This window comes from Pseudomonas sp. D1-36 (assembly GCF_051132205.1).
In the GTDB taxonomy this organism is placed as follows: domain Bacteria; phylum Pseudomonadota; class Gammaproteobacteria; order Pseudomonadales; family Pseudomonadaceae; genus Aquipseudomonas.
In genome coordinates this window covers 613,288-629,210 of record NZ_CP071674.1, presented here as the reverse complement: position 1 = coordinate 629,210, position 15,923 = coordinate 613,288, and the positions used below count along the sequence as shown (strand labels likewise).

At 61.3% G+C, this 15,923-nt stretch carries 13 protein-coding genes; 2 read left to right on the top strand and 11 right to left on the bottom strand.

The features are described 5' to 3' along the window. Nucleotides 1–4: 4 nt before the first annotated feature. The gene (locus J3P76_RS02755; RefSeq protein WP_434608065.1) at nt 5–592 is read left to right on the top strand and encodes a TIGR00730 family Rossman fold protein; all 588 of its coding nucleotides are present in this window, start codon (nt 5–7) and stop codon (nt 590–592) included. A 68-nt stretch (nt 593–660) separates the two neighbouring features. Continuing rightward, complete coding sequence (locus J3P76_RS02750) at nt 661–852, top strand: hypothetical protein (RefSeq protein ID WP_434649113.1); 192 nt, start codon at nt 661–663, stop codon at nt 850–852. 121 nt (nt 853–973) lie between these two features. Here J3P76_RS02750 and J3P76_RS02745 read toward each other — a convergent pair whose 3' ends face one another. The 11 genes from J3P76_RS02745 to rpsF form a co-directional block, all read right to left on the bottom strand. Further along, entirely contained in the window at nt 974–1,867 is an 894-nt protein-coding gene (locus J3P76_RS02745) for a transglutaminase family protein (RefSeq protein WP_434701464.1), read from the bottom strand. Next, complete coding sequence (locus J3P76_RS02740) at nt 1,867–4,353, bottom strand: circularly permuted type 2 ATP-grasp protein (RefSeq protein WP_434608069.1); 2,487 nt, start codon at nt 4,351–4,353, stop codon at nt 1,867–1,869. The genes J3P76_RS02745 and J3P76_RS02740 overlap by 1 nt, the downstream gene beginning before the upstream one ends. A gap of 141 nt (nt 4,354–4,494) precedes the next feature. Next, nucleotides 4,495–7,788, bottom strand: coding sequence for a DUF2126 domain-containing protein (locus tag J3P76_RS02735; RefSeq protein ID WP_434701463.1), 3,294 nt, complete (start codon nt 7,786–7,788; stop codon nt 4,495–4,497). 175 nt (nt 7,789–7,963) lie between these two features. Then, on the bottom strand, nt 7,964–8,425 hold the full coding sequence (locus tag J3P76_RS02730; protein WP_420766202.1) for a hypothetical protein: 462 nt from the start codon (nt 8,423–8,425) through the stop codon (nt 7,964–7,966). Beyond that, the gene (locus J3P76_RS02725) at nt 8,422–9,348 is read right to left on the bottom strand and encodes an NAD synthetase (RefSeq protein ID WP_420766201.1); all 927 of its coding nucleotides are present in this window, start codon (nt 9,346–9,348) and stop codon (nt 8,422–8,424) included. Before J3P76_RS02725 ends, J3P76_RS02730 begins: the two co-directional genes overlap by 4 nt. 300 nt (nt 9,349–9,648) lie before the next feature. Continuing rightward, the gene (locus tag J3P76_RS02720; RefSeq protein ID WP_420766200.1) at nt 9,649–11,949 is read right to left on the bottom strand and encodes a YgiQ family radical SAM protein; all 2,301 of its coding nucleotides are present in this window, start codon (nt 11,947–11,949) and stop codon (nt 9,649–9,651) included. A gap of 203 nt (nt 11,950–12,152) precedes the next feature. Next, on the bottom strand, nt 12,153–13,550 hold the full coding sequence (gene dnaB, locus J3P76_RS02715; protein ID WP_420766199.1) for a replicative DNA helicase: 1,398 nt from the start codon (nt 13,548–13,550) through the stop codon (nt 12,153–12,155). Nucleotides 13,551–13,667: 117 nt separating this feature from the next. Next, nucleotides 13,668–14,114, bottom strand: a complete 447-nt coding sequence (gene rplI / locus J3P76_RS02710; protein WP_003186385.1) for a 50S ribosomal protein L9 — start codon at nt 14,112–14,114, stop codon at nt 13,668–13,670. Nucleotides 14,115–14,132: 18 nt separating this feature from the next. Further along, nucleotides 14,133–15,026 (bottom strand): hypothetical protein, encoded by an 894-nt coding sequence (locus tag J3P76_RS02705; protein ID WP_420766198.1) that lies wholly within the window; start codon nt 15,024–15,026, stop codon nt 14,133–14,135. Nucleotides 15,027–15,062: 36 nt separating this feature from the next. Continuing rightward, entirely contained in the window at nt 15,063–15,293 is a 231-nt protein-coding gene (gene rpsR, locus J3P76_RS02700) for a 30S ribosomal protein S18 (RefSeq protein WP_002551829.1), read from the bottom strand. 28 nt (nt 15,294–15,321) lie between these two features. After that, complete coding sequence (gene rpsF / locus J3P76_RS02695; RefSeq protein ID WP_420766197.1) at nt 15,322–15,750, bottom strand: 30S ribosomal protein S6; 429 nt, start codon at nt 15,748–15,750, stop codon at nt 15,322–15,324. Nucleotides 15,751–15,923 lie beyond the last annotated feature (173 nt).

Genomic DNA, 15,923 nt, shown 5'->3' with positions numbered 1-15,923 from the left:
AAGCATGTCCATAGCGTCTGTTTGTGTATTTTGCGGCGCCAGCACCGGCAGCCACCCGGCCTATCTGGAAGCGGCCCAGGCCCTGGGCCGTGCTTTGGCCGAACGAAAACTCACCTTGGTCTACGGCGGTGGCGCGGTCGGTCTTATGGGTGTCGTTGCCGATGCAGCCCTCGCCGCTGGCGGCGAAGTGATTGGCATCATCCCGCAAAGTTTGAAAGACAAGGAAATCGGTCACAGCGGCCTGACGCGCCTTGAAGTGGTAGACGGCATGCATGCGCGCAAGGCCCGCATGGCTGAGCTCAGCGACGCCTTCATCGCCTTGCCCGGCGGGCTCGGCACCCTGGAGGAACTGTTCGAAGTCTGGACCTGGGGTCAGCTCGGTTATCACGGCAAGCCGCTGGGGCTGCTGGAAGTGAACGGTTTCTATAGCAAGCTCACCGGCTTCCTCGATCATATCGTCGGCGAAGGCTTCGTCCGCGCGCCGCATCGTGACATGCTGCAGGTAAGCGAATCTGCGCACACACTGCTCGATGCGCTGGACGAATGGCAACCGTCCGTGCAGCCAAAGTGGGCCGAACAAAAACCAAGCTAACGGCTCGGTCCCGATACAGGGCAGAATACGCGCCGCTCAACCTCACCTTCGACCCCAGAGGATCGCCCATGGCTAAACCCAATTATTCCTTCGCCAAACGTCAAAGAGACCTGGCCAAGGAGCAGAAGAAAGAGGAAAAGCTCCAGCGCAAGAAGGCTTCGGCTGAAGAAGCGGCCCTGAACCCGGACAGCGACGGCGACGGCGACGTGGCGGCAGAACACGATGTGGATGTGCCGAAAGACCAGGCACCCGACGCCTGAATTCAGCGTTCCGCCGATGCCCTGTGGAAGCGAGCTTGCTCGCGATGACGGTTTGCCTGGCCCTTCCATGCTGGCTGAACCGCCGCTTTGGCGAGAAGGCTCGCTCCCACGATGGATCTTCTTATGACTCCAGCGGCATCACCGTCACCCGAACATCCGGATCATGGGTACCGCCCCCCAGGATCACCCCGCGCAGCGGCGACACATCGGAAAAATCCCGCCCCCAGGCCAAGGTGATGTGTTCCAGCGCCGGCTGCACGTTGTTGGTCGGGTCGAAGTCCACCCAGCCCAGCATCGGGCAGAACACCGAGACCCAGGCGTGTGACGCATCGGCCCCGATCAGCCGGGCCTGGCCGGGCGGTGGCTGGGTCAGCAGGTAGCCACTGACATACCGCGCCGCCAACCCGCGGGAACGCACGCAGGCCAACATCAGATGGGCGAAATCCTGACAGACACCCCGGCGTCGCTCCAGCACTTCTACCAGCGGTGTCGCGACCTGGGTGGCCTCGGCATCGAAGGTGAACTCCTCGAAGATTTTTTCCATCAGCGCCCGCACACCGACCATCAACGGTCGGCCGGCCGGGAAACAGCTCTCGGAAAACTCGACGAAGCTGCGCTTGAGATGCACGTAGGGTGATTCGAAACGGTAGCGGCACGCGTCCATCCATTGTGCCGTCAGGGGCCGGCCACTGTAGGTCAGGGCGTTACCGGTCGACTCCCAGGCCGGCGAAAGGTTGAAATCCAGCGCGGGCCGCGCCAGCACCTCGACGCTCAGCCGGGCGTTGACCAGCAGCTCATCGTGAGGCCGCTCGAAAGCCAGGCGGGTCAGCGGGTTGCCGAATACATCGTGTTCGTCACGGCGGGTCGTCGGCTCCGGGCTGATGGACAGCTGTTGCTCGGTACAGCGCTGCCATTCGCAGTGTCTCGGCCATAGATGAGCCAGTTGCTGCGCGAGGGACACCGGGCTGTCGTAGTGATAATGGGTGTCGTGGAGGATCTGGTAACGGGCACTCATCAGACGGATACCGTGCGTTGGCTGACATCGTCAACGTGGGCGAAGTGTCGCAAGGCCAGGCGATCGGAGACCTGGGCGCTGACGTCGGCGACTTCCTGTAACAGATCGGCCAGGCCATCGACCGCCGCGCGCAAGCTGGCCTCACCGAACAGCGGATTCTCCAGGCACCGCAAGTCGAACCGCGAAAGGCGCGCCACCAACTCCGGCAGGGCGGTTTCTCTCGGCGCGGCAAAATCATCGTTCAAGCGCTTGAGGGTGCGCGCCACCAGTTTCAATTGGAAAAGCACCGCATGGGGGTTCTGTTCGTCCAGCAACAACAGGTCGAGCACCGGAATCAACTGCGCCACCGCCAGGTAGCGCGAGCGGTACGTGATACTGCTGTTGCCCAATTCCAACAACCATTCCAGCCCGGCCTGATCGAATACCGCCTCGCCCCGCAGGAACGCCGCCAGGCTGCTGCTGAGAAATTGCAAGCGCTCCAGGCGTCGGCCGATCATGAGAAAACGCCAACCCTCGTCGCGCGTCATGTCGTCCAGGGCGAACCCCGACAATGCGGCCAGGGACATCACCAGGCGGTTGAGGAAATCCAACAGCTCGCCGAAATCCGGCTCGCTGGTTTCCAGCTCCATGGCTTCACGCTGCAACTCCACCAGTGCCTGCCAGTTCTCCCGCGACAGCTTGCCGCGCACCTGCGAGGCCGCCCACTGCAAGCGCTGCAGGTTGGAGCGCAGGCTGAACGACCAGTCATCCCCCAGGACTGCAGCCAGCAAGCGCTCGGGCAATGCCCCCTCCTCAGGCAACAACATCAGGCTTTCGCCCAGAGACACCGCCGATTGCAAGGCCTGGGGGTCATCGCCATCGACGTACCGCGCCAACATGATCCGCAAAAGACGCGCACTGTCATCGCAACGCTCGCAGTAGCGACCGAACCAGAACAGGTTTTCCACCACCCGGGAGGGCAGGTACGGATCACGCCGCACCAGATCGTGAACACCCACGGTACGCTGGGCCTTCCATTGCTCGCCGCCGGGTGCCTGCTCTCCAAGCACCCAGGTGTCCTTGCTGGCACCGCCGCGCTGCATCGATACCACTTCGGCATCGGCCTCGGCGGCCACTCGGGCCAGGCCGCCGGACAAGACCCGATAATCGTCTTTTCCCGCTACGGCATACACGCGCATGCCGATCGCCCGGGGCTGGAGCTGGCCGTGTTCGGCCTGCCACACCGGAGCCTGGGACAGTTGCGCCAACTCTTGCGCGACATACGCATAGGGCCGCGCCTGCATGCGCGCCGCCAGCTGGCCGCGCTGCTCCTCGTTCAGATCGCGGCCGAACACCGGTGCGAAACTCTGGGAAGGAAACGCCGGCTTGATCAACAACTGGGGCAATTTCTCCAGCGCCTGGGCCAGCACCGGCGGCTCGCCGCACCACCAGGTGGCGATGGAGGGCAGCAGCAGTTCTTCGCCGAACAGATACTGGTTGATCCGCGGCAGGAAGCCCAGCAGACCTGGCGACTCCAGCACGCCACTGCCCAGGGCATTGGCCACCAATACCCGGCCCTGGCGCACCGCGTCCAACAATCCGGGTACGCCAAGGGCCGAATCGGTGCGTAACTCCAGGGGGTCGCAGAAATCGTCGTCGAGCCGACGCATGATCGCGTGAACCCGGCGCAGGCCGCTGAGGGTCTTGAGGTACACCGTGGCGTCCCGAACGGTCAGGTCACCGCCCTCCACAAGGGGATAGCCGAGTTGGCGCGCCAGGTAGAGATGTTCGAAATAGCTTTCGTTGAATCGTCCCGGCGTGAGCAATACCACCAGCGGCGGCTCGCCATCGCTGGGGGCCTGTCGCGCCAGGGTTTCCTGCAAGGTGCGGAAGAAACCGGACAGATGCCGCACCTTCAGGTCGCGATAGAGATCGGGAAAGGCACGAGAGACGATCATGCGGTTTTCCAGCGCATAACCCGCCCCTGAGGGCGCCTGGGTCCGATCGGCGGTGACCCACCAGCGGCCGTCGGGCGCACGCGCCAGATCCACGGCATACAAGTGCAGGAAATCACCGTCCGGCGGAGCGATGCCCTGGCAAGGCCAGAGGAAATTGTTGTGTCCGAAGACCAGCTCCGCTGGCAGCAGCCCTTCACTGATCAGCCGCTGCGGTCCGTACAGGTCGGCCAGTACCGCATTGAGCAAACGCGCGCGCTGGGCAATGCCGGCCGACAACAGCTTCCATTCCTGGGCGTCGATGACGTGGGGCAGAAGGTCCAGCTCCCACGGCCGGTCGGCGCCCTTAGGGTCGGCATAGACGTTATAGGTGACACCGTTTTCCTGGATCTGCCGTGCCAGCAGTGCCTGGCGCTGGACCAATTGGCCCGGCGTGCTGCGCTGCAACTGGTCGAACAGCCGTTGCCAGTGCGCACGCACCGCGCCGCTGCCGTCCAGCAGTTCGTGATAGGTGCCCGTCGTCAGCGGGTAACGGTCAAGCAGGTCAGGCATGGAAAGCTCGGCAGGACAGCGATGATAGGTGAGACTAGCGCAAGCGCATGACGCCCGGATAGGTGTGTTTGTGTTGGATCCGACCTGGGTTTTCAGAGTGCAATCGTGGCGAGGGGATTTATCCCCCGCCACAAGGTCCAGCTAGCTTTTTGAGGTCCGGTGAAAGCGTCGCAGATCGAGCGTGAAGGGAAAATCGTCATCCACCGCCAGGCTGGGTATCGGCAATTTTCCGGGCGTATGTCCAATACGGAAGAATCGCGCCATCCGCCGGCTCTCCGCTTCGTTGGCGTTGACAGGCAGGCTGTCATAGTTGCGCCCGCCCGGATGCGCCACGTGGTATTGGCAGCCGCCCAGGGAGCGCTGCATCCAGGTGTCGAGCACATCGAAGACCAACGGCGCATGGACCGGGATGGTCGGCTGCAAGCAGTTGAACGGTTGCCACGCACGGAAACGTACCCCGGCGACAAACTCCCCCACCCGGCCGGTGGGCTGCAACGGCACCGGCACGCCATTGCAGGTCAGCAGGTAACGTTGTGGCGCCAGCCCCGTAAGCTTGATCTGCAACCGCTCCAGGGACGAGTCCACATAACGCACCGTGCCGCCCGCCGAGCCCTCTTCCCCCAGCACATGCCAAGGCTCCAGCGCCTGGCGCAACTGCAGCTCGACACCGTTGACTGCGTAGTCGCCCACTTTGGGAAAGCGAAACTCCAGGTGCGCGGCGAACCACTCGGCACGCAGCGGGTAGCCGGCGCCATTCAACTCTTCGATGACCTCGGCAAAATCCTGCTCGATGAAGTGCGGCAACAGGAAACGATCATGCAGCTCGGTGCCCCAGCGCGCCAGTTTGGCCGGTGCATAGGGCGCGCGCCAGAACCGCGCCACCAGCGCCCGCAACAGCAATTGCTGGGTCAGGCTCATGCGCGCGTGGGGCGGCATTTCGAAAGCGCGCAGCTCCAGCAAGCCGAGCCGTCCGGTGGCGCCGTCCGGCGAATAGAGCTTGTCGATGCAAAACTCGGCGCGATGGGTGTTGCCGGTGACGTCGATCAGCAGGTTGCGCAGCAGCCGATCCACCAACCACGGCGGGCATTCGTCGCCAGGCTGTGGCATTTGCGCAAAGGCTATTTCCAACTCATACAACGCATCGTTGCGCGCCTCGTCCACGCGCGGTGCCTGGGATGTCGGGCCGATGAACAATCCGGAAAACAGGTAGGACAATGACGGGTGGTTGTGCCAGTAGCTGATCAGGCTACGCAGCAAGTCCGGGCGCCGCAGGAACGGTGAATCTGCCGGTGTCGCGCCGCCCAGTACGAAATGGTTACCGCCACCGGTACCGGTGTGCCGGCCATCGATCAGGAATTTCTCGGTGGTCAGCCGGTTCAGTCGCGCTTGCTCGTAAAGAAACTCGGTGCGCTCGACCAATTCTTCCCAAGTTGCCGAAGGCTGCACGTTGACCTCGATGACACCTGGGTCTGGCGTGATACGAAAATTGCTCAGGCGCGGATCGCTCGGTGGCTCGTAGCCCTCCAACAAAACAGGGCAACCCAGTTCCTGCGCCGTCGCTTCGATGGCGCTGACCAACTCCAGGTAATCCTCGACCCGCTCCAGCGGTGGCATGAACAGGTACAGCCGCCCTTCCCTGGCCTCTGCGCAGAAGGCGGTGCGGGTCAGCCAATCGGCCGATTCGTCGACCTTTGGCACGCGCTCCTGTTCCAGCGCCGGCTCGCCGTGATGCTTCAACTGCTCGGTGTCGGGTAGCTCGGGCAAATCCTGGTTCGGGTCGGTGGGGTGGATGAACGGATATTCGGCCGCCGTCACCCACGGCTGAGACGCCAGCGGCAGGCGATAGCCCAGTGGCGAATCCCCCGGCACCAGCCGGCAATGATCGTCGCGCAGGTACCAGCGCCCGCTTTGCCATTGGTCGCCCTTGGCGGTGCGTGCCAGCGGCAGGACCTGACCGACCACCTTGCCCAGCCCCTGGCTGAAGACCTTGCGCAATCGCGCCCGCTCCAACGGGTCTTCCAGACGGGAATCCTCAGCCGTCACGTTCGAAGGCAACGAGCCTTCGCGCCAGAGATAATGGAAATTATCCTCGTAGGCGGGAAACACGAATTGCGTGGGAATTTTCAAGCGTTCAGCGACACTCGCCAGAAAACGCCCAGCCAATTCGCCATCGGCGCCGTAGTCTTTTTTCTCATTGGCAATCAACGCGCTGTTGTGCCAGATCGGCACCCCGTCACGCCGCCAATAGCAGTTGAGCGACCAACGCGGCAATTGCTCGCCGGGGTACCACTTGCCCTGGCCGAAATGCACCAGCCCCTGCGGCGCGTAATGTTCGCGCATGCGCTGGAACAATTCTGCGCTGAGGCGGCGCTTGTCCGGTCCAAGCGCCGCGGTGTTCCACTCGGCGCCGTCCGGGTCATCGATGGAAACGAAGGTCGGCTCACCGCCCATGGTCAGGCGCACGTCACCTTCCTGCAGGTCCGCATCGATCTGCCGACCCAACGCCTGGATCGCCAGCCATTGTTCTTCGGTGTAGGGTTTGGTGACCCGTGGCGCTTCCCAGATTCGCTCGACGGACATCTCGTGGCTGAACTCACACTCGCACGGTTCCACCAGGCCACTGATGGGCGCCGCCGAGGACGGATCAGGACTACACGCCAATGGGATATGCCCTTCGCCGGCGAACAACCCGGACGTGGCATCGAGGCCGATCCATCCGGCGCCGGGCAGGTACACTTCGCACCAGGCATGCAGGTCGGTGAAATCCACTTCCGTACCGGACGGGCCGTCGAGGCTTTTCACATCGGCGGTCAGCTGGATCAAGTAACCGGAGACAAAACGCGCCGCCAGGCCCAAGTGACGCAACAGCTGCACCAGCAGCCAGGCCGAGTCGCGACAGGAGCCGGACGCGTGCTCCAACGTATGCTCCGGCGTCTGCACGCCCGGCTCCATGCGGATCAGGTAGTTGATGTCTTCGCTCAAGCGCTGGTTGAGCGCCACCAGAAAGTCCACCGCTGGCAACGGCGTGCGGTCGACGCTGTCCAGATACGCCTTGAATTTCGGCGTCAGCGGAAGCTTTTCCAGGTAGGGCATCAGCTCGTGTTTTTCGTCAGCCGCATAGGTGAACGGGATTTTCTCGGCGTAAGGCTCGAGGAAAAAATCGAACGGATTGAACACCGCCATCTCGGCGACCAGATCGACCTCCACCCGCAGCTCATCTGTCTTTTCCGGGAACACCAGCCGCGCGAGGTAATTGCCCTGGGGATCCTGCTGCCAATTGATGAAATGCTGATCGGGGGAAACCTTCAGCGCGTACGAAAGAATGCGCGTGCGGCTATGGGCCGCCGGACGCAGGCGAACGATCTGTGGACCGAGTTCGACAGCGCGCTCGTAGCGATAGTGTGTGACATGGTGCAAAGCGACATGGATCGACACGGCGTGCCTCCTGCGGAGCCTGGGCGTTATCGAAAGCGGCGCAAGACTTATGCCATGCAGGCAGGCCGGACACTTTCAACCTCTACTCAGGGCAGTAGAGCACTAAAACCGCGCGATGCCTGTATTGATCTGCGAAGGCCGCACATAAATGCGGCGCAGAGGGTAGCGAATCGACTCAGCGGCGCGGGCGCGAGGCCTTGGCGGACTGGATGATGCGTTCGCGTTGGTGACGGATTTCGATGAGTTCGCTGCGCATTTCCCGGTGGCGTTTGCTATTGAGCAGCAATAGCCCCAGTAGCGGCAACAGCACTGCAAACACGTAAACACCTTGGTGCGGTCCATAAGCGAACGTCGGCAGCACCGCCGCCAGGCAAGCGAGGAAATAACCCGCCACGCACCAGATCGCCCAGGCGCGCCCGCGTGCGATCATGAGATTGCCCAAGACCAGGACACTCACTAGAGCCAAAGTGCCGAGACCAACGTAGTTGCTCCTGACGGAAGGCTCCAAGGCACGCCAATAAGTACCTGCGCACAAAACGAGCAGCGTAGACCCGGAAAAGCAGCCCAGAAAGATCGCCCCCATGAACACCGGAAAATAACGGGCGAGGAACTGCCTCAGTGATCCGCCGCCGATCATTCCGTGAACTCCTCATACAGCCCGACGGCAACAGTCTTCACGGCGCCATCACCGGTATAACTGCCGATGATCCCCAAAGCGCCGCCGAGAGAATCCTTTATCTGAGTCAGCGTGGCATGCCTGATTTCAGCGGAGGAATAACGCTTGGGCAAGGCGCCCGCTCGTTGCTGCAGTTTAAGCAGCTTGGCGGTAAGACTCGGATCTTTCAGGGTCAACAATTCCTTTGTCAGTTTGCTGCGCTCCTGACGACTCAGGCCTTTGAGCAACTGATACCAGCTCTTCCCGGTGCCCGCTGCTTTGCTGGCCTTTAGCAGCCGAACAGTCGTGAGAGCTGAGCCACCGACGCCGACAAGGGAAACACCGTCAAGAATGGGGCTTACGATGTTGTACCAATCGGCGTCGTTCATCTCATCGTTGCCAGTAGGATTGGTCAACTCATTCGCCACCCGCATCCCGCCTATGACGCATTGCGCGGTACTGGCCGTCGCGGCAGCGGCGCCCAGCGCAACGACAAAGGCACTGGCCCCCGCCGTAAACGGCACAGCGACGCTCCCACTGAACACCACCACCCAACCGATGACAGCGGCGACACAGGAAAAACCGGCATTCATCGACTCAGTCCCGAGCTTTGACTCACGCGGGCTGCTTTTTACCTGATCGATGAATTGCTGCGGGGCGATGTACTTCTTGGCCTCGCGCAAGATGATTCGCTTGGGCGCGATGCTGCAAATCGGCTTGAATTCGCGCAGCGTCACTACGTTGTACTCGGAATCGATGTACACCACGCCCGCCCCGGCAATGTTGGGGTCGGCATCGATGGCGGCGAACAGACGTGGCAGGTTGACTTGGCTTTCAATGCGTTTGCGGGCCATGAACTGGGAGAAGTTCAGGTCCATGCCGATGCCCGTTGTAGCGCTGCTCATATGAATCGTCCTTGAAAATCGATGGATTTAATTCTTTCCACACAGAACCCCTGTGGCGAGGGAGCTTGCTCCCGCTCGGCGGCGAAGCCGTCGTAAACCGGCCGGCACGGTCTGCCTGGGAACATTGCATGGGATTGTTGGGGCCGCTTCGCAGCCCAGCGGGAGCAAGCTCCTTCGCCACAAAAAGCTATGCATCCGCCGTCACGCCGTTGGCGGTCGCCACGATAACAAACAGCCAGCACGCCCGCTAGAAAGCAAAACGCCAGCATTTAAGCTGGCGTTTTACGAGGTGGCGGATGATCAGCGCGGCACGACAGGCTTGCGCGCCGGCTTGGGCCCCTTGCCCTTGGCCGCGTCCTTGCGCTCCTTGGCGGCCTTCTGGTTGCGGGCGAACGCGGCGGCCTTGGCCTGCTCGCGCTTGTCCCAGGCATTGCCGCCATCACTGGCGCGCGGAGGCAGGCCGGTGTGCTGGGTCAGGATCTTCGTGGTTTCCTTGCCCACTTTGTGGCTGCCAGCCGGCGTCGAGTTCTTGCGACGAGCGCTCTGGTAGCTGTCGGTCGAAGGCTGATGCAGCGGGATCAACTGATGCTTGCCCGGCCCGATCAGGTCGGCGCGACCCATGCGGGTCAGCGCCTCGCGCAGCATCGGCCAGCCTTTCGGGTCGTGATAGCGCAGGAAGGCCTTGTGCAGACGGCGCTGGTCCTCGCTCTTGACGATGGTCACCGCGTCGCTCTTGTAGGTCACCTTGCGCAACGGGTTCTTGCCCGAGTGATACATGGCGGTGGCCGTGGCCATCGGCGACGGATAGAACGCCTGCACCTGGTCGGCGCGGAAGCCGTTTCCCTTGAGCCACAGCGCCAGGTTCATCATGTCTTCGTCGGTGGTGCCTGGGTGGGCGGCAATGAAGTACGGAATCAGGTACTGCTCTTTCCCCGCTTCCTTGGTGTACTTCTCGAACATCCGCTTGAACTTGTCATAGCTGCCGATGCCCGGCTTCATCATCTGGTTGAGCGGGCCTTCCTCGGTATGCTCCGGGGCGATCTTCAGGTAACCGCCGACGTGGTGCGTCACCAGCTCCTTGACGTATTCCGGCGACTCGACCGCCAGGTCGTAACGCAGGCCGGAGGCAATCAGGATCTTCTTCACCCCAGGCAAGGCCCGGGCGCTGCGGTACAGCTGGATCAGCGAAGAATGGTCGGTGTTCAGGTTCGGGCAGATGCCGGGGAACACGCAGGACGGCTTGCGGCACGCGGATTCGATTTCCGGGCTCTTGCAGGCGATGCGGTACATGTTCGCGGTCGGGCCGCCGAGGTCGGAGATGACACCGGTGAAGCCTGGAACCTTGTCGCGGATCTCTTCGATCTCGCGAATGATCGACTCTTCGGAACGGTTCTGGATAATCCGCCCTTCGTGCTCGGTGATCGAGCAGAAGGTGCAGCCACCAAAGCAGCCGCGCATGATGTTCACCGAGAAACGGATCATCTCGTAGGCCGGGATTTTCTCCTTGCCGTACGCTGGATGAGGAACACGTGCGTAAGGCATGCCAAACACGTAATCCATTTCTTCGGTGGTCATCGGAATGGGCGGCGGGTTGAACCAGACGTCGACTTCGCCGTGCTTCTGCACCAGCGCACGGGCGTTCCCCGGGTTGGTTTCCAGGTGCAACACACGGTTGGCGTGGGCGTAGAGCACCGCGTCGCCACGGACCTTTTCCACCGACGGCAGGCGGATCACGGTCTTGTCGCGGGTCATCTTCGGGCTCGCCAGGATCTGCACGACCTTGGCTTCGCTCGGGTCCTCAACCGGCCCCTTCTCTTGCTCGATGGCGCAAGCAGCGGTGTCCTGGGTATTCACGTACGGGTTGATGATCTTGTCGATCTTGCCCGGACGGTCAATGCGCGTGGAATCGACTTCATACCAGCCTTGCGGCGTGTCACGGCGGATGAAGGCGGTGCCGCGCACATCGGTGATGTCTTCGATCTTGTGGCCGTAGGACAGGCGCTGGGCGACTTCGACGATCGCTCGCTCGGCGTTGCCGTAGAGCAGGATGTCGGCGCAGGCGTCGATCAGGATCGAGTTGCGCACCCGGTCCTGCCAATAATCGTAGTGAGCAATGCGACGCAGGGACGCTTCGATACCGCCCAGCACAATGGGTACGTGCTTATAGGCTTCCTTGCAGCGCTGGCTATAGACCAGACTCGCACGGTCCGGCCGCTTGCCCGCCAGGCCACCTGGGGTGTAGGCGTCATCGGAACGGATTTTCTTGTCGGCGGTGTAGCGGTTGATCATCGAGTCCATGTTGCCGGCCGCGACACCGAAAAACAGATTAGGCTCGCCGAGCTTCATGAAATCGTCTTTGGACTGCCAGTTCGGCTGCGCAATGATACCGACACGAAAGCCCTGGGCTTCCAGCAAACGACCAATGATCGCCATGCCGAACGACGGGTGATCGACGTACGCATCACCGGTCACGATGATGATGTCGCACGAATCCCAGCCGAGCTGATCCATCTCCTCCCTGCTCATGGGCAGGAACGGCGCCGGGCCGAAACATTCGGCCCAGTACTTGGGATAGTCAAATAACGGCTTGGCTGCTTGCATGTCGATGACCGGTATAAAGGATGAAAAATCGCGGGCGCGGAATATAGCACAAAAAATAACCAATTGTGGCGAGGGAGCTTGCTCCCGTCCGGCTGCGCAGCAGCCGGATATCCCACACAGCTCGATTACAAGTACAACTGGGTCTGCTTCGCAGCCCAGCGGGAGCAAGCTCCCTCGCCACAAAGGCTGATCAAGAGAACAGGTTATTCGTCATCATCAAAATTGTAGCTACCCGGCGCCAGGTTCTCGAAGCGTGTGTATTTGCCGATGAAGGCCAGGCGAACAAAGCCGATCGGGCCGTTCCGCTGCTTGCCGATGATGATTTCGGCGATACCCTTGTGCTCGGTCTCGGGGTGATACACCTCGTCACGGTAGACGAACATGATCACGTCGGCGTCCTGCTCGATCGCTCCGGATTCCCGCAAGTCGGAGTTCACCGGGCGTTTGTTCGGACGCTGTTCCAGCGAGCGGTTCAACTGGGACAGGGCCACCACCGGGCAGTTGAATTCCTTGGCCAGGGCCTTGAGGGAACGGGAGATCTCGGAAATCTCGTTGGTCCGGTTGTCACCGCTGGACCCGGGGATCTGCATCAATTGCAGGTAGTCGATCATGATCAGCGCGATGTCGCCGTGCTCACGCACCAGGCGGCGGGTCCGGGCGCGCATTTCCGATGGGCTGATCCCCGCCGTGTCGTCGATGAACAGCTTGCGGTCGTTGAGCAGGTTGACCGCCGAGGTCAGGCGCGGCCAATCGTCGTCTTCCAGTTGGCCGGAACGGACCTTGGTCTGGTCGATACGCCCCAGGGACGAGAGCATACGCATGATCAGCGATTCGCCTGGCATCTCGAGGGAGTACACCAGCACCGCTTTGTCGCTGCGCAGCACGGCGTTTTCCACCAGGTTCATCGCAAAGGTCGTCTTACCCATGGACGGACGGCCGGCGACGATGATCAGGTCGGACGGCTGCAGGCCGCTGGTCTTCTCGTCGAGGTCGGTGTAGCCAGTGGACAAACCGGTAATGGCGTTGTCGGTGTTGAACAAGGTGTCGATGCGGTCGATGGCCTTGGTCAACAGGTCGTTGACGCTCACCGGGCCGCCGGTTTTCGGTCGTGCCTCGGCGATCTGGAAGATCTGCCGCTCGGCTTCGTCGAGGATCTCGGCGGCGGTGCGTCCTTCCGGGTTGAACGCGCTGTCGGCGATCTCGGTGCTGATGCCGATCAGCTGACGCAAGGTTGCCCGCTCGCGCACGATCTGTGCGTACGCCTTGATGTTGGCGACCGACGGTGTGTTTTTCGCCAGTTCGCCCAGGTAACCGAGGCCGCCGACTTGGGACGTCTGCCCTTCCTTGTCCAATTGCTCGGCCAGGGTCACGACGTCGATCGGCATGTTCTGGTCGGCCAGCCTGGCGATCGCGCGGAAAATCAGGCGGTGGTCATGCCGGTAGAAATCGCCGTCGGAAACTTGATCGAGCACACGCTCCCAGGCGTTGTTGTCCAGCATCAGGCCACCGAGCACGGCCTGTTCGGCCTCGATGGAATGCGGAGGCACCTTCAGGGCAGCGGTTTGCAGATCATATTGCTCGGGGGCGGTGATTTCGTTCATGGCCACGTCTGGTTATGAAATTCAGCAATTGCAGAAAGACAAAGGGCACGACCTGTAGACAGGATCGTGCCCGATGTTACCGGCAAGCACCCGAGGGTGCCAGCCGACAGGTGTTGCTTAGGCTGCTACCACGACAACGCGTACGGTGGCTTCAACTTCGGCGTGCAGGTGCACGGCTACGTCGAATTCGCCTACGTTGCGGATGGTGCCGTTCGGCAGACGAACTTCGCTTTTCGCAACTTCAACGCCGGAGGCGGTCAGTGCGTCAGCGATGTCGTGAGTACCGATCGAACCGAACAGCTTGCCTTCGTCGCCAGCGGTGGCAGTGATGGTCACTTCCAGCTCGGCCAGTTGGGCAGCACGGCTTTCAGCCGATGCCTTACGGTCTGCGGCGGCTTTTTCCAGCTCGGCGCGACGCTCTTCGAACGCAGCCAGGTTGGCAGCGGTCGCAGCGGTGGCCTTGCCGAAAGGCAGCAGGTAGTTACGACCGTAGCCGGCCTTAACGTTTACTTTGTCGCCCAGGTTGCCCAGGTTGGCGATTTTTTCCAGAAGGATCAGTTGCATGTGAAAATCCTCTAACTTTTAACCTTCACCGTTCGCGTTGTCGGCGTCTTTCGGCGCCATACGACCGCGAAAATCAATCAGGCTGTCGACGATGGCCAGGACCACCAGCAACGGATAGATCAGCTGCATGAACAGCAGCAACGTGACGTACAACCCCACCAGCCAGAATCTGGCCAGTCGCTTTTGCGCCACCAGCCCGTGAATCAGGGACAGGGCGGCAAAGACCAGCGGTACACTGCACAACGGCGTGAGCATTGCCATCTGCGGACCGAAGTTCGGCCCCAGAAGCATGCCCGCCAACAGCAACATCGCCAGCCCAAGCGGGAAACGGATGGCGCGAAACTCGCGACCAAAACCACCCGGGTTGTACAACAACGCCTGCCAGTAGCGCCCGATAACCAGGCTCAGCACACTGACGATCTGCAACAAGGCCGCAATCAGTCCGGTCAGGACGGGGGCGATCAGGGACGCGAAACGCGCCTGCTCTTCTACCGACATCCGTTGGTAGAGATCACCGAGCGCCTCGGGCAGGATTTTTATCAAAGCCTGCGACAGCATCTCGATCTGGGGCGCAAAAGCCACCCCGAGCACCACTGAAAACACCACACCTATCGCTATGCTGACCAGCAGCACGCGGTTCCAGGATTCGCTGGCGCGCAACACCAACGCCAGCGCCGAAGACCCCAGCAGCACCATGACTGCACGCGGGTCCGCGGAATACATCCACCAGAGCAAGGCTGGCAGAAGTCCCAGAGCAAGAACGCCCAAGGCGTCCCTCAATCCGCGCCGCAGGAGTACAAGACTCCCGGCGGCAGCACCCAACCAGTACAACAACGGCAATGCCGCACATCCAGCCACTACAAGAGTGGCCTGCATACGTCCCCGCATGATGAAGTCAGCTAAGGCGCGCATGCATTCAATCCCTTACTACTTGTCGACTGCCCGGTCTCAGCGGCCGTGGCTGTCGGTGTAGGCCAGCAGGGCCAGGAAGCGGGCGCGCTTGATAGCGGTGGCCAGCTGACGCTGATAACGAGCTTTGGTACCGGTGATACGGCTTGGAACGATTTTGCCGGTCTCGGATACGTAGGCTTTCAGAGTGTTGAGATCTTTGTAATCGATCTCTTTCACGTCTTCAGCGGTGAAGCGGCAGAATTTACGACGACGGAAGAAACGTGCCATGTGATTGGCTCCTTAAAAGGTCCGTGGATTACTCGTCAGCGTTATCGCTGTTGTCGCTGTCGCTATCGCTGTCATCGCCTTCGGCGCTGTCAGAATGCTCAGGACGGTCGCGACGCTCACGGCGCTCACTGCGGTTTTCTTCAGCCTTGAGCATCTCGGATTGGCCAGTGATGGCTTCTTCGCGACGGATGACCAGGTTACGGATCACTGCATCGTTGTAGCGGAAGTTGTCTTCCAGCTCGGCCAGGGCCTTGCCGGTGCACTCAACGTTCAGCATCACGTAGTGAGCCTTGTGAACATTGTTGATTGCGTAGGCCAGTTGACGACGGCCCCAATCTTCCAGACGGTGGATTTTGCCGCCGTCTTCTTCGATCAGCTTGGTGTAACGCTCAACCATGCCGCCGACTTGCTCGCTTTGATCCGGGTGGACCAAAAAGATGATTTCGTAATGACGCATGAATGCTCCTTACGGGTTGTAGCCTGCCGCTCAAAAACGGTCAGACAAGGAGTGAATGACACTTATGGACTTGAGGACGCTAGACACATAAGTGCCTGCCATCACAGCAAGGGGCGCAATTGTAGAGAAGGGCCGAGGGCGGCGCAAGGCAATTGGTGATTATTTGAACAGCG

Coding starts and splice junctions, on each gene's coding strand:
- J3P76_RS02725 (WP_420766201.1), bottom strand. CDS start 9,348: ATGAGCAGCGCTACAACGGGCATCGGCATGGACCTGAACTTCTCCCAG.
- J3P76_RS02705 (WP_420766198.1), bottom strand. CDS start 15,026: ATGCGCGCCTTAGCTGACTTCATCATGCGGGGACGTATGCAGGCCACT.
- dnaB (WP_420766199.1), bottom strand. CDS start 13,550: ATGAACGAAATCACCGCCCCCGAGCAATATGATCTGCAAACCGCTGCC.
- rpsR (WP_002551829.1), bottom strand. CDS start 15,293: ATGGCACGTTTCTTCCGTCGTCGTAAATTCTGCCGCTTCACCGCTGAA.
- rplI (WP_003186385.1), bottom strand. CDS start 14,114: ATGCAACTGATCCTTCTGGAAAAAATCGCCAACCTGGGCAACCTGGGC.
- J3P76_RS02730 (WP_420766202.1), bottom strand. CDS start 8,425: ATGATCGGCGGCGGATCACTGAGGCAGTTCCTCGCCCGTTATTTTCCG.
- J3P76_RS02755 (WP_434608065.1), top strand. CDS start 5: ATGTCCATAGCGTCTGTTTGTGTATTTTGCGGCGCCAGCACCGGCAGC.
- J3P76_RS02740 (WP_434608069.1), bottom strand. CDS start 4,353: ATGCCTGACCTGCTTGACCGTTACCCGCTGACGACGGGCACCTATCAC.
- J3P76_RS02720 (WP_420766200.1), bottom strand. CDS start 11,949: ATGCAAGCAGCCAAGCCGTTATTTGACTATCCCAAGTACTGGGCCGAA.
- J3P76_RS02750 (WP_434649113.1), top strand. CDS start 661: ATGGCTAAACCCAATTATTCCTTCGCCAAACGTCAAAGAGACCTGGCC.
- rpsF (WP_420766197.1), bottom strand. CDS start 15,750: ATGCGTCATTACGAAATCATCTTTTTGGTCCACCCGGATCAAAGCGAG.
- J3P76_RS02745 (WP_434701464.1), bottom strand. CDS start 1,867: ATGAGTGCCCGTTACCAGATCCTCCACGACACCCATTATCACTACGAC.